We start from the raw sequence: 13876 nt of genomic DNA, 5'->3' as shown, positions 1-13876 counted from the left end.
CTATTCATATTTCAGATCCAGTCCAGAAAAACGGACAGATTTTAAAATGTCCTTCATCAATCCAATAAATGAGTAACAGCTAGAATCCTTCATATTGCATAATAACAATCCGTGAGTCAGTCATCGCCAATACTCATAAGCGTTTCTAGAAATATCAGTTAACTAAACATGATAAAACATAAATAGGCCTGTCTATCAAGAAAGAAATGAATAACAGAACAGCAACGGCAACGGCAATCCTTTTGTTTATCAGGAAGAGAGCAATCCATCGTCGAGGTTTCTATTTCGAACAATCGAGAACATTATAAATAGCGACATCATTCGTTGAAAAGCAATATCACATAGTTTATTACCTGAAAATAGTTAAATCCTGTGTACTATAAAGCAGCCAAATAAACTGACCCGATAACAGGGATAATAGTAACTGCGTACAAATCATCGATAAGGCAATATTCCTTAAATTTTGCAGAAGAAACAGGGGTGAGAACGGCTCTTCTTTATAAAGAAAAACTCACTTGTAATAACAGAATACCGGTGGGAATAACGATGATAAATTTATATTATATTTATTATTTCCGTTGTAGGAGCTTGCAGCATGCTTTATCAGAAAACTCTTATACCTGAAAATACTAATTTTATTATTTACGGAAATTTGGACACCTCCTATTTAGAAAAAATGACAGACTTACAAATGCTCTGATGTTGAAATAAAATTCACGCATACATTAAACTTTTAACAATAATAGACAGGGATAACAAGTATGAAAATTAAATCAAGACAGTTATATAATCTATTACTGAAAAGTTTGACACCAGTAGTGTTTCTTGTAGTTGATCCTGTTTATGGCGAAGGACTTGTTCTTGAGGAAATAACAGTTACCTCTGAGCGAAGGTCAGAATCCTTACAAAAGGTTCCTATTTCTATTACTGCGTTTGAACAAGTATCGCTCGAGAAACGTGGAATTGATGAGCTTGATGATCTTGGCGCCAGTATCCCGAACTTATCGGTATCGCCTTTCCCATCTGATAACAATACTGCTAGATTAATAATCCGTGGACTCGGCCAATTAGATGCACAGATAACTCAGGACCCTGCGGTGGCACTGTATATCGATGGTGTTTACGTTGGCTCTTCAATTGGTTCTGGCTTAGAAGTCGTTGATCTTCAGAGAGTCGAGATCCTGCGAGGACCACAGGGAAGCTTGTATGGGCGTAACTCAACGGGCGGGGCAGTGAACTTGATTGTTGCCAAACCTGTGTTAGGAGAATTTGGCTTTAAGCAGGCCTTGACAGGCGGTAATCTGGGCCATTTCAAGTCAAGAACAAATATTAATTTTCCACTTGGTGAAACTGCAGCCCTTAAACTTTCAGCATTGATATCAAAACGGGATGGAACTGTTGAAGCCATAGGGGATCCTCTTGATTATGGTGCTGAAGATCGTGAAGCCTATAGGGTTGACATCAGTGGTGATCTCATCGAGAACTTAAGGCTCGATTACGCTTACGATACGTCTGACGTAAAAGATACTAGCCGATATGAACAAGTGATTGCAGGTGGTGACCTCAGCACCGTGCTGGTTGGACCGATTCTTTCTCAGTTTTTAAGCAGTTCTCTACCACCGAATATTCTAGTCAATGTTGTCGGCATAGCAGAACATGATATACCGGCGCAAGCTGATCGCTTGGACAGGGTCACAGCAGTAAGGCCGCTACAGGATAATCTGTTAGAAATAAATGGCCATAATCTTACCTTAACTTGGAATATCTCAGAGTATTTAATTATTAAATCGATCACAGGTTATCGAGAGGTAAATAACAGCTTCTTTCATGATAGTGCTCCATCTGTAAGAAGCGGGATCGGGATTGCCCTGGCCGAGCCGGCATTTGGGCTACCAGCAGGTACATTTCTTGTTGCTGCAGGACCCCTTGGCGCAACCTCACAAGGGAGGCGTAAGCTGGATTTTCAACAAAAGACACAAGAATTCCAATTTATTGGTTCTACAAACTTTATCGAATATGTTGCCGGAGCTTACTTTTACTCGGATAGGGCATACTCGGATTTAGTTGGTACCTCTTTTAATACAGCCAGGGCATATGAATTCACCGATTCTAAAAATGAATCTCTTGCTGTTTTTGGCCAGTTAACCTTTGTACCAAATGACAGCTATTGGTCCTACACTTTAGGTGCACGCTACGCCAAAGATAGTCGCCAGGCATTTCGATTCAACCCGAATTCTCCTAGTTTTGCAGCAAGTGCACCCTATGGCGCGCTCTATGATCGCGACTTTAGTAATTTTGATCCTTCTTTAACAATTACCTACGATATCGATAAGGATAGCAGCATCTATGGGAAAGTGGTCTCTGGATATAAATCGGGTGGAACGTCTACTCGCTCATCGAATTTGGCTTTATATACTTCAGGTTTCGTTCCGGAAGAAACTCTCGCTTATGAATTGGGTTTTAAAGGCGAATTTTTGGATAATCGAGTGAGACTCAACGTTGCTGTATTTAAAATGGATGTTGATAATTATCAGACCAGCATTCAAACAGGCACATCAAGTGCTGAAAGAGATTTTATTGGCATCAATGGCGTTGAAATTAATGGCATTGAATTGGATTTACAGATAGCGTTAGTTGAAAATCTCAGGGCATCCCTGAGCCTGGGTTTACTGCATAGTGATTTGGGAGGTGATATCTTGCCATTATCTGGGCTTCCCGACACTACTTTAATTGATGGATTACCTTATGCACCTGAAAAGTCAGGTACTTTTGCCTTCGATTACGCTTTAGGATTTGGCCGGTGGAAACTTGATGCATTTCTAGGTTATAACTATCAGGGAGGAGAGAGATACAGTTCAGTCAATAGTGCCGATAGTGTGGCAATGGGTTCTTACGGAGTTATTGATGCCGCCATATCCTTAAGCATGAACCACTTGGACAAACACGAGAGCAAGCTCACCTTTTGGGGTAAAAATCTAGCCGATAAAGAATATCTAATAACCAACTTTAGTGGTACTGCAGTGCCTTTCGGTCAGAATGAACTGGTCATTTTTGGTGATCCAAAAACTTTTGGTATGACAGTTTCTTACGCTTATTAAAATTGAGTGCTGCAAACTCCTAAAGTTTGTATAACAATGAGTTGCTTGAATGATGAGATTACTGATTTCCTTATGCTCGGGTAAATCTGACATTAGAAATACTTCATTTGAAAATTGATACAGTAAAAGACATAAAGTAATTCGTCATCAAATTTTTATAAATTGGATAGGACAGAGATATGAAAAGGCTCACTGGGAAAACAGCCATCGTTACAGGTGGTGCAAGTGGTATCGGGGAAGCGACTGTGCGCCTGTTTGTTGAGCATGGTGCCAAGGTGGTTATTGCCGATATAGACGAACAGCGTGGACAGGCCCTTGCTGTGGAGCTGGGTGAGATGACTGTTTTCCAATATATGGATGTCAGTATAGAGGAAGATTGGACGGCTGCTGTTACTAAGGCTCAGACACTGGGAACCTATAATGTTCTTGTTAATAATGCCGCAATTTTACACATGTCTTCTATTATTGATACCTCGCCTGAGGAGTACATGCGGATTATAGAAGTCAACCAATTGGGAACCTTCATGGGTATTCGTAGTGCAATTGACCCGATGAAAGCGGCAGGCATAGGTTCGATTATCAATGTTTCCTCAGTCGATGGATTGCATTCTTCAGCAGGTCTTGGAGCTTACTCATCATCTAAATGGGCGGTACGTGGATTAACGAAAAGTGCAGCTATAGAACTGGGGCAGTACGGTATACGTGTTAACAGCGTACATCCCGGTGGTATCTATACCAAAATGGGTGGTGCTGACAGAACCAGTGAAAAGGATATGAACAGGACCTATTACGCAAAACACCCAATACCACGAGTCGGGCAACCTCTGGAAATTGCTTATGTTAGTTTATTTCTCGCTACAGATGAAGCCAGCTATTCAACTGGATCGGAGTTTATTGCTGATGGCGGCTGGCTTGCCGGTTTACGTGATCCAGACATGCCATGTTCTTAAATTGATTGCCATAACCTGAAAGAGTAACTAGTGATGACAGACAGCTCTATGAGACTATATGCTTCAAATAGTGAACCACCTTTAGTGAAAGGATTACCCATTGTTGGCAATACACTACAAATGGCCAAAAACGGAGGTCCAGGGCCTTTTTTTTATAAATGCTACCGAGAGCACGGGCCTATTTTCAGAGTTAAAGTGCTCAATAAAACCTATAAAGTATTGGCAGGCCCAGAAGCTGTAGAATTTATGGGATCCAAAGAGGGAAAAAAAAAGTTACGCTCAAAGGAATTCTGGCAGCAGATGAAGGATGCATATCAGGCAAAGTATCAATTAACTGCTGAAAGTGGTGAAATACACGCTAGACTTCGTGCGGTGATGAGAGAAGGGTATTCACGAAAAATACTGATCGGTAAATTTGATCAGTTTTTACAAGCAACCGATGATATGCTAAAGCTGGACTGGCAGGTTGGACACTCTGTTCCCGTAGTTTCGGCTATGCAGCGCCTGGTAACGGGTCAATTGGGTCTATTTCTTACAGGTCGTGTACCATTAAATTATGTTGAAGATATCCGAATTACTATCAAAACGATACTGAATGTTCTGGTTACTCGTCAACGTCCACGCATATTATTATACGCACCGAGATATAGACGGGCTTTTAAACGTGTGCATGAGTTGGGCGAGTCGATGATAAAAGATTACTACGTTAATAAAAGAAAAAAAGCCAATCAGGAGAAAAATCTGATTGATGACATTATGGAGGAACATGAGCGTAACAGTGACCTGATTCCAGAGAGCGATCTTATTTTGACACTAACCGGACCTTATGTTGCAGGCCTTGATACAGTTGCCAATACAACAGCAAACCTAATTTATCTTGTACTGAAACATCCGGATGTGTATCAAAAGGTTCAGCAGGAAGTGGATGCTGTATTTGCAAATCCAAATCTGGATACTTCATGCTTAAAAGAACTGCCAACGCTCTCCGGGGCTATTATGGAAAGTCTGCGTATGTACCCGGTAACAGCAGCAGCCATGCGCGCAGCCAATATCGATTTTAATTTTGCTGGTTATGAAATCAAAGAAGGTGAATTGCTGTATATGGGAATCACAGTTCCTCATCTTATGGAAGAGTTTTACCCAGAACCAGAAAAGTTTGATGTTGAGCGTTACAATAAAGGTCGTGGAGAACACTTGCAAGCCAACGCATTTTCTCCCTATGGCCGTGGACCACATACTTGCCTGGGCCGATCACTTGCCGAGGTTCAAATGGTGCTCTCAATGGCACGACTATTTTACCGGCTGGATCTCCAGTTGGATCCTTTTGACTATGCTCTGAAAATAAAAGTTGCACCGACACCGGGCCCAGAGCGTGGTTTTAAAGTAAAGGTGAAAGGAATTAGGAACAAAATTAAGTATGGAATAAATTAAACCGGAATCGATATGAGTAAGACAAAAAACCGTATTGTTTTGGTAACAGGTGCCACTCGCGGAATTGGTAAAGGCACCGCACTGGCTTTATCTGGTGATGATACCATAGTATATATTACCGGGCGTTCTGAATCTGAAAACCAGACTTCAAGTCTACCTGGCACACTCTCAACGACTGTGGCAGAGATAAAAGAACGGGGTGGACAAGTTATCCCTGTTAAATGTGATCACAATGATGATAAACAGATCGCACAATTGCTGGAGCGGGTGATGGATGAACAAGGACAATTGGATATTCTGGTTAATTGTGTCTATCAGGTTCCTGATGATTTATCAGTATGGAAGCCTTTCTGGCAAAGACCCGTTGAACAACACTGGAACGCCATGATAAATGTCGGACTGCGTGCACACTATCTTGCCTGTTATCACGCTGCGCCACATATGGTCAAAGCTCAAAGTGGTTTGATGGTCACTGTATCATCGCCAGCAGCACGCGCTTATATTCATTCGGTTATCTACGGCTTGGGCAAAGCAGCAAAAGATAAAATGATGTACGATATAGCCAAGGAATTACGCGAATACAATGTAGCTGCTTTTGCTTTATGGCCAGGAATTGTGCGTACAGAGAGATTACAACCAGCCATTGAAAACAATCAGTTGCCAGCTGAATACGAAGTATTTAAATCAGGTATGGAATCCTCTGAATTTACAGGTCGAATTATAGATGCAGTAGACAGATCCAACACCGCCATGACGTATACAGGAGCATCCTGGTGGAACACTACATTGGCTAAAAAAATGGGGATAGTTGATATTGATGGACAGCAGCCAGAAAGTTATGCAAAGCTCCTTGGTAATCCGATAAATGCTCCCGAGATAATGATTAAGTAAAAACCTATTGTTGATACCATAGTGCCAATAATGTAATTTAAAATAGAATCATAAATTTAAATTGATCGTATATAGTGTTGTATGAATAATAACCATAAGATGGATCAACATATTTTTCAATTTTGGATTATTGATTTACCTATAATACCTTTGAACTTGAGAGTTATGTTTATTGATTCATACACTCCAGAAATGTTAGTAAAGCAAATCCTATGAATAATGCTAGTTTAGACATTGATACACCTATAAAACAATAAACTATGTACACACTGTTATAAGAAAGATGAGGGATGTATAAATTCAGTCCAATTACCACGTGATCAGTAAAGTTATTTATCTTACTCATAACCCTGTTCATTATATTTTCTGAATATAATTTACAAAATTTACAGCGAACCAATGAAATAGAAATTAATACAATACAGAATACACGTAATTGTATTTGTAAGATACTGAAAAAATGCGGTGAGATATTACTTGCATGGACTAACATATCAAAGTGTTGTATTGCAGATTTATATCTTATTGCTTATCTTTGATATTTAGTAAAGATATAAACAGAATATCATATAAAGAGAAAAAATGAACCAATTTAAAACGATTGAATACAGCATAAAAAATAGAACTGCCTGTATTATCATGAACCGACCCAAAAGCTTAAATGCGTTTAATTCCACTCTCAAGTCTGAGCTATCACAAGCGATTGAGCAGGCAGATTCTGATAGTATCGTACGGAATATAATTATTTCTGGCAGGGGAAGATGTTTTTCATCAGGTGCTGATTTAAAGGATGTTTTATCACATTACAATACAATTGAGGAGGAGCTTCTGAAAGAATACAAGCCCTTTTTGATGGCTATCAGGAATTCTGACAAGCTGTATATTTCAGCTATTAACGGCGCCTGTGCAGGTATAGCAACCGGATTGGCAATGGCTTGTGATCTTTGTGTGATGGCGGATAATGCATATCTCTATCAAGCTTTTGCTGCCATTGGCCTTATACCCGATGGGGGAGTCAGTTGGCATTTGCTTAACACCTTAGGTTACAAGAGAGCAATGGAGGCAATTATCTGCTCTAAAAAATTGTCTGCAGAACAATGTTTGTACCTTGGTATTGCTAATAAAGTAGTGCCTGCAAATACACTCTTGACGGAGACACAATCCTGGGCTGAACAAATTGCAAAGGGTTCTCCATTGGCTCAAAAATACTCTAAAAAATTACTGCGTCACATTATCATGGCTGATTTGCCAGAAGCCTTTGATATAGAGGCAAAATTCCAAAATAAAACCACAGACAGTTACGACTTTAAGAAAGCAGTTGCCGCATTTTTTGAAAAACATCCAATAACATTCGCCGATTATTAATGCCAATCTTTCTGCTCTATATACTGGTTTAGATAATAATGTTCAGCCCATTAACTTAGCATTTTGGCAACTAATTTTTTGTAAATTTTTGAGTAAGGTGGAAAATTGATATTAATATCACGCCAACCTAGGGGGGATTCTACTATTGAGCGTGGATTAGAGAACTCTAGGAAGCTCTGAAACCCACCAATTCGACCAGTACCGCTATGATTTACTCCACCAAAAGCCAGGTTCGGATTGGTTCCAGATTGAATCAAATTATGATTTACTACGGTAGATCCCGCTGATGTATTATGCAAGAAATAATTGATTGTAGATCGGTTTTTGGAAAAGATATAAAGTGCCAATGGTTTGTGCTGACGCTTGATTGTTGACAGCATCTGTTCAGAGTTTTCGCAACCAATAACAACCATAACCGGACCAAATACCTCCTCCTGCATAATGGCCATAGTATCGCTCACACCACTTAAAATAGTTGGTGATATATAACGCTGTTCTGCATCATATTCACCACCAAATTCCAGTATTGCACCTTTGCTGATGGCCTCATCAATCAAACCTTTAACTCGCTCAAAATGGCTATCGGAGATAAGACGAGGAAACTCTGCACAATTTTTAAAACCATATCCACGTGGATTATACAATCTTATCAATGCGGCCTTAGCAGCAGAAATAAATGATTGCTCGACCATTTGATCAACTAAAATATAATCAGGTCCAATACACACTTGACCGGCATTCGCCATACGTCCCCAGGCAAGTTTGAGAGCAGCATTACTCACTTCTGCAGTGGCATCTATTATAGCTGGGTTCTTTCCACCCATTTCCAGCGTGATGTCTGAAAAATTTTCTGCGGCTGCCTTCATAACAATACGACCTACTCGATGGCCACCAGTATAGTAGATATGATTGAACGGGTGATTTAATAGCTCCTGTGCAATCTCCGGCCCGCCTTCAAATACAGCACATTGATTTCGTGGAAAAATAGCACTAATAATTTCGCTGGTAACTGTCGCTGTATGTGGTGCTAACTCTGAGGGTTTGATAATAGCGCTGTTACCAGCTGCTAAAGCACCAATAATTGGCATAATGTTAATTGCGATGGGTGCATTCCAGGTTGAAATATTAAGTACTGACCCTTTGGGTTCATATTGAATATAACATTTTTTACCTATGGTTGCCTGGCTGTTTTTTACTCTTCTTGGTTTCATCCATCGTGACAAGTGTTTACAGATAAAATCAATTTCAATGTTAAGCATCATTAATTGTGCTTCGGTGTCCATATCACAGGTCTTCAATTCTTTATTCTGTGCATCACAGATATCCCTCTTACTATGTATTAATTTCGCCCTTAGGGCCTGTAATTGACGAATACGCTGTTGCGATGAGCGTGCTCGTAGTACACCATGATTTGATTTCTGTGCATTAAATATGGACGATATGGTCATTGTATTACTCCAGTGGAAATTTAAGATATGGCGAAAAAGATACTCCTAGATATTGGTGAAGATAGACACTGTATAATTAATAACGAGTATCGATTTTATAGCTCATACGAATCAGTTTTTCCAAGGTACTATCCGACAGCCAGCGACGCATAATACCGAGTGGCTTAACATCTTTGCCAACCAGATAAATCGGTTTTAATTTAACGGTGCCAATAATCTTAAGTACTTTCTCGGTCATTTCTTCGACAGAATTACCCCGATTAACGACCATATCAGGCAATATTTGAGTTGTAGCTTCACGAAGATGGGGTTCATATACTGTACGAATATTGTCGCTAATCTGGTTCCAGATTTCTTGAGTTGTCCGGTGAATATCCTTGGTCATACTGGTCTTGACCCCCCCGGGCATGATAGTAGTGGCCTGTACTCCCAATGGCGCCAGTTCATGACGTAATGTAAGCGTCATGCCGGTAACCGCATGTTTACTCATGGTGTAAGCACCTGCCCCAGGTGTATTGGCAATAACCACTCCAGAGGCGTAATTCAGGATACGAGCCTCAGGTGCAACTGCTCTTAACATCGGCAAAAAGGCTTGCACTGTTCGTAATTGACCATAGGTGTTAACCTCAAACAACTGTTGTAAATCCTCTATATCCAACCCCTCAATAACCCCCTGTGCCAAATTGGCGATTCCTGCATTATTTACCAACAAATTCAATCCGGCGCCATTTAGTTTCGACGCGACTGTTTCTGAACTCTGGACAACAGAATCTGTGGTGGATACATCTTGTTCGACTGGAATGATGTTCCTGCCACTGACAGTCAGCTTGGAGGTAACAAGGCCAGGTAGAACACCTGCAAATACCTTCCAGCCCAAGTCGTCCAGCTTTAGTGCCAAGGAAAGCCCCTGCCCCTCTGCGGCTCCAGTGATAAACGCGGTTTTCATAGTAGTCTCTACATTGTGATTATTAAAAGTAGGGTTTGTATCTATACACGCACTAAATTGACTCAGTGTACTGGATTTTCCGAATGGTTTTACTATTTTTTTGCTTTGACTATATTTTTTTGTTCAAACTTTTAAATAAATTCTGTTGATCTGTAAGTCATATAACTGGTATTCACTGGGTCGATCTCAATAAAAGTTGTATAATGAAACCAATAACGACATTTATTCTATATAAGCAAAATTCATGGTGATGATGGAAATTAAAAGCAGGTCATTTATATAGATCTCCCAAACATTGTATAATCAATTTCAAGCAATATATTTTTTCCAGGAAATTCTGCTTTGATGATGTTAAGAAATTCAGATACTGCTTTTTGCAAGTATTTAGAATTGTTTTTTCATTGAAAGCTTAACTTGCATGAGAGTAAGTTATTATTTCGTCATAGTAATTGACTCAAACAATTTATCGGGGATATCCATTTCCAAATGTAATAAGCCTGCACCATATACTTTACCCTGAGCATCAGTAAGCAATGTTTCTGTTCCACCGCCACCTAAGGCATCTTCTAATATAAAATTGAACGCATTCAGATTTGGTAGATCATAGCGTATTACATTACCGAAGGTAATTTCTTTAAAATAGGATTTAACAACATCCGCTGTCAGTTTTTTACACAAATACTCATAAATATCGCTACTTCTGGCCATAATCCCAATGTTGCTGATATTGCCTTTATCACCAGAACGGGCAATAGCCAACTGTTGTAATTTAACAATTGCCATATTAAATTTCCTCAACACGCACCGAAGTAGTGATTTCACTTTTGTCAATCAAGGCAGGCCAGTAACCCACAACGGCTTTGGCACGCGACCTACCACCGGCAAAGCCGGTAATACCTGGGGGACCGGACGTAGTAAGAGGAGCAATTTCTGAACCAAGTACATCCAGTTTTTTTGCATCCGAGCCTCTAGCACCAATACGCACCAAAACTTCATGAGGCTGCTGATTTTTTGGTACCAACCCTTTATACAGAACATTAGTACCAAAAATTTCTATAAATCGATCTTGCTCTGGTATCTCTATGCCGTGTATAGCAAGACGATCAAAGACCATCTTATAAATCAAGTTCGACTTCTCTATAGCATCGGGGCCAGATACACAAAGTGTACTGAGTATTTTATACCCTTTTTCGTAAGAAATGGAAACCTTATAACTTGATGTAGGCGCTTTCCCTTTTATATTACAAATTGCAACTCGATTTTTACTTTGTTGTGTGAGTTTTATGCTAGTAAAGTCAGCAGTACAATCTGGTCCAAAATAGTTTTTCGGATCGCCGATTTCATACAATAACTGTGAAGTGACTGTAGCTAAATTAACTAACCCACCAGTGTTTTCAGCTTTAGTTACAACAAAGCTCCCATCAGCCTGTGCTTCAACTATCGGATAGCCCATATTGGCAAATCCAGATACCTCCTTCCAGTCAGTATAATTTCCCCCGGTAACCTGTGTTCCGCATTCGAGCAAATGTCCCATAATGGTACCTGCGGCAAGTTTATCATAGTCGTTCATTGACCATTTAAATTCGTGTACCAGAGGGGCAAGTGTAAGAGACGGATCACTTATACGGCCAGTGATGACAATATCAGCACCCTGATTCAATGCATCAACAATAGGTTGTGCACCAATATATACATTAGCACTTAATACTTTTTCTAATATACTGCTTAGCCTCTCGCCGCTTTCCATATTTCTCATCTCATGACCACTGCATAAAAACCGGTCAATATTTTTCAGAATATCGTCACCCTCTACGATGCCAATTTTAATACCGTGTAAACCTAATGATTTTAATGTAGATTTTGTATTCCTCAGGCAACACTCTGCATTCACCCCTGCTGCATTGGCGATAATTTTGATCCCTTTTTCTTTACATACAGGCACTATGTTTTTTAGCAATTCGACAAAATCCATTGCATAACCCTTATCAGGATTCTGCATTTTTTGTCTCTGCATAATACTCAGTGATATTTCAGCGAGATAATCCAAAGTAATGTAATCAAGCTGTTCTTCTGCAAGCAACTGCTTAGGTCCAAGGGCGCTATCACCCCAAAAACCCTGCGCATTGGCAATGCGTATGATGGGTTTTTTTTTCATATATTACTCTCTAAAAATCTGATTATTATCTCAGGCAAGTATGAATTTAAACAGCTCCAGATCATATCCTGAAAATAGCTATATTTATTCAACAGATCAAAATAGTATAGACAAATTTTCGCAACTATCTATCACCAGAATCATTGAATATTTTTCTTGGTAGATTGTGCTTATAAATCAATATCAATTAGTTAGTTTAATTCACAACCAGGATTCATAAATTCCATTTGGGTTTACGCTTTTCCAAAAAGGAATTTAATCCTTCTTTTCCCTCTTCTGATCCTCTAAGATCAGCAATTAAACTTATAGTCTTTTGGATAATTTCGTCATCTATCGAATCCTGGGTTATCTCCGAAACGATATTTTTTGCTTTTTTTACAGCTATCGGGGCATTATTCAATAGACTTTTCGTAAAAGCTTGAATATCCAAATCCAGGGATTTCGGGTCAGATAAATGGCTGATCAGACCAAGTTGCCAGGCGCGATCAGAGTCAATCACTTCTCCGCTCATGAATAATCTACTTGCGGCTTTTTGACCAACTGCCTTAATAATATAAGGGGCAATGGTAGCTGGGACCATACCGAGCCTGACTTCGCTAAGACTGAATTTGGCCCCAGAGGCAGCAAAGGCAAAATCACAGCAGCTAATCAAACCCACTCCACCACCAAAAGCCGCGCCCTGTACCCGCGCAATAGTTGGTACTGAAATAGTACTCAATGTTTTCATTAAATTTGCCAGACGTCTCGCGTCTGTTAGGTTTTCCTTATAACTATTGTTCCCCATACGCCGCATGTAGTTTAGATCGCCTCCTGCCGAGAAACTATTTCCCTCGGCACCGAGAATAACTGTTTTTATATGGACATTTTTATTAATTCTTTCAAGAGCAGCTGTCAGTTGATCAATCTGATACTCATCAAATGCATTGTGGACCTCTGGACGGTTCATGGATAGGTACATAACACCATCGGATTGCAGGGATTCGATCAAAGTATTCGACACTGGGTTACCCCTAATATCAGACATTTCTGTAGTTGGAACACATTAATAATTTTTAATTAAAATCTGTCTTTTATTGGTCATCACACAAAGAAAAGCTAATTTATCAGCTTCTGTGGTATCACTTTGTCACTTATATTGTATTCGGAAATCCAGCGTGAAACGATAGTGTCAAAGCTCTATTTCTATCGCAATCTGTTTGCCATTAACAGTGTCCGGCATAACCGAACAAAAAATCCTATTTTCAACCTGTAGCGGACATTACTGCCTGTATACCGCTTTAAATATTATTATTTATATCAATATGCGGTTACAAAGCATATAAAAATACCAACTTTCAGAATTGAGCTTAATCAAAAGTTAATGTAGACCTCTTAACCAAGAGATTGTTTTTTCTAGACAATATGTATAGGCCCTAATGACGATCTTTTCGATATCAAAGCAATAATTTCTAGGATCAAAAGTTGTATTTGCTTATTGTTAAAAATTCAAACTCGATCCCAACAGTATCGCTATCTGTCTGCTTATGACCTCATATTCTTCGGAACTCTATCGATCACAGGTGCTCCAGGTATCTAAAATAGTGTATTCTGAA

General features: G+C 39.6%; 10 protein-coding genes. 5 read left to right on the top strand and 5 right to left on the bottom strand.

Annotation, left to right across the window (positions count from 1 at the left end):
* Nucleotides 1–761 precede the first annotated feature (761 nt).
* From Q5Y71_RS06010 to Q5Y71_RS05990, 5 genes are all read left to right on the top strand, one after another.
* Entirely contained in the window at nt 762–3098 is a 2337-nt protein-coding gene (locus tag Q5Y71_RS06010; RefSeq protein ID WP_306040890.1) for a TonB-dependent receptor, read from the top strand.
* A 179-nt stretch (nt 3099–3277) separates the two neighbouring features.
* A complete protein-coding gene (locus tag Q5Y71_RS06005) occupies nt 3278–4048 on the top strand; it encodes a glucose 1-dehydrogenase (RefSeq protein ID WP_306040889.1) in 771 nt (256 codons plus the stop codon).
* A gap of 33 nt (nt 4049–4081) precedes the next feature.
* The gene (locus Q5Y71_RS06000; RefSeq protein ID WP_306040886.1) at nt 4082–5479 is read left to right on the top strand and encodes a cytochrome P450; all 1398 of its coding nucleotides are present in this window, start codon (nt 4082–4084) and stop codon (nt 5477–5479) included.
* Between the two features lie 12 nt (nt 5480–5491).
* Nucleotides 5492–6370 (top strand): SDR family NAD(P)-dependent oxidoreductase, encoded by an 879-nt coding sequence (locus tag Q5Y71_RS05995; protein ID WP_301414828.1) that lies wholly within the window; start codon nt 5492–5494, stop codon nt 6368–6370.
* A 582-nt stretch (nt 6371–6952) separates the two neighbouring features.
* Complete coding sequence (locus tag Q5Y71_RS05990) at nt 6953–7735, top strand: enoyl-CoA hydratase/isomerase family protein (protein WP_306040883.1); 783 nt, start codon at nt 6953–6955, stop codon at nt 7733–7735.
* A 50-nt stretch (nt 7736–7785) separates the two neighbouring features.
* Here the strand turns inward: Q5Y71_RS05990 and Q5Y71_RS05985 are convergent, their stop codons facing one another.
* The 5 genes from Q5Y71_RS05985 to Q5Y71_RS05965 all read right to left on the bottom strand — a co-directional run bounded on the left by Q5Y71_RS05985 (nt 7786) and on the right by Q5Y71_RS05965 (nt 13284).
* The gene (locus Q5Y71_RS05985) at nt 7786–9210 is read right to left on the bottom strand and encodes an aldehyde dehydrogenase family protein (protein ID WP_306040898.1); all 1425 of its coding nucleotides are present in this window, start codon (nt 9208–9210) and stop codon (nt 7786–7788) included.
* Between the two features lie 49 nt (nt 9211–9259).
* Nucleotides 9260–10129 (bottom strand): SDR family NAD(P)-dependent oxidoreductase, encoded by an 870-nt coding sequence (locus Q5Y71_RS05980; RefSeq protein ID WP_306040881.1) that lies wholly within the window; start codon nt 10127–10129, stop codon nt 9260–9262.
* Nucleotides 10130–10561: 432 nt separating this feature from the next.
* Nucleotides 10562–10912, bottom strand: coding sequence for a hypothetical protein (locus tag Q5Y71_RS05975; protein WP_301414832.1), 351 nt, complete (start codon nt 10910–10912; stop codon nt 10562–10564).
* A 1-nt stretch (nt 10913) separates the two neighbouring features.
* Nucleotides 10914–12284, bottom strand: a complete 1371-nt coding sequence (locus tag Q5Y71_RS05970) for an acyclic terpene utilization AtuA family protein (RefSeq protein WP_306040879.1) — start codon at nt 12282–12284, stop codon at nt 10914–10916.
* Nucleotides 12285–12498: 214 nt separating this feature from the next.
* A complete protein-coding gene (locus tag Q5Y71_RS05965) occupies nt 12499–13284 on the bottom strand; it encodes an enoyl-CoA hydratase-related protein (RefSeq protein ID WP_306040877.1) in 786 nt (261 codons plus the stop codon).
* Nucleotides 13285–13876 lie beyond the last annotated feature (592 nt).

This window comes from Microbulbifer sp. 2205BS26-8 (assembly GCF_030731025.1).
Taxonomy (GTDB): Bacteria; Pseudomonadota; Gammaproteobacteria; order Pseudomonadales; family Cellvibrionaceae; genus Microbulbifer; species Microbulbifer spongiae.
The sequence above is the reverse complement of the archived record's forward strand: the minus strand, read 5'-3'. Positions and strand labels throughout refer to the sequence as shown.

What these genes read in the sequence shown, in the direction of transcription:
- Q5Y71_RS06010 (WP_306040890.1), top strand. Translation starts at nt 762, where the DNA reads ATGAAAATTAAATCAAGACAGTTATATAATCTATTACTGAAAAGTTTG.
- Q5Y71_RS06005 (WP_306040889.1), top strand. Translation starts at nt 3,278, where the DNA reads ATGAAAAGGCTCACTGGGAAAACAGCCATCGTTACAGGTGGTGCAAGT.
- Q5Y71_RS06000 (WP_306040886.1), top strand. Translation starts at nt 4,082, where the DNA reads ATGACAGACAGCTCTATGAGACTATATGCTTCAAATAGTGAACCACCT.
- Q5Y71_RS05995 (WP_301414828.1), top strand. Translation starts at nt 5,492, where the DNA reads ATGAGTAAGACAAAAAACCGTATTGTTTTGGTAACAGGTGCCACTCGC.
- Q5Y71_RS05990 (WP_306040883.1), top strand. Translation starts at nt 6,953, where the DNA reads ATGAACCAATTTAAAACGATTGAATACAGCATAAAAAATAGAACTGCC.
- Q5Y71_RS05980 (WP_306040881.1), bottom strand. Translation starts at nt 10,129, where the DNA reads ATGAAAACCGCGTTTATCACTGGAGCCGCAGAGGGGCAGGGGCTTTCC.
- Q5Y71_RS05975 (WP_301414832.1), bottom strand. Translation starts at nt 10,912, where the DNA reads ATGGCAATTGTTAAATTACAACAGTTGGCTATTGCCCGTTCTGGTGAT.
- Q5Y71_RS05970 (WP_306040879.1), bottom strand. Translation starts at nt 12,284, where the DNA reads ATGAAAAAAAAACCCATCATACGCATTGCCAATGCGCAGGGTTTTTGG.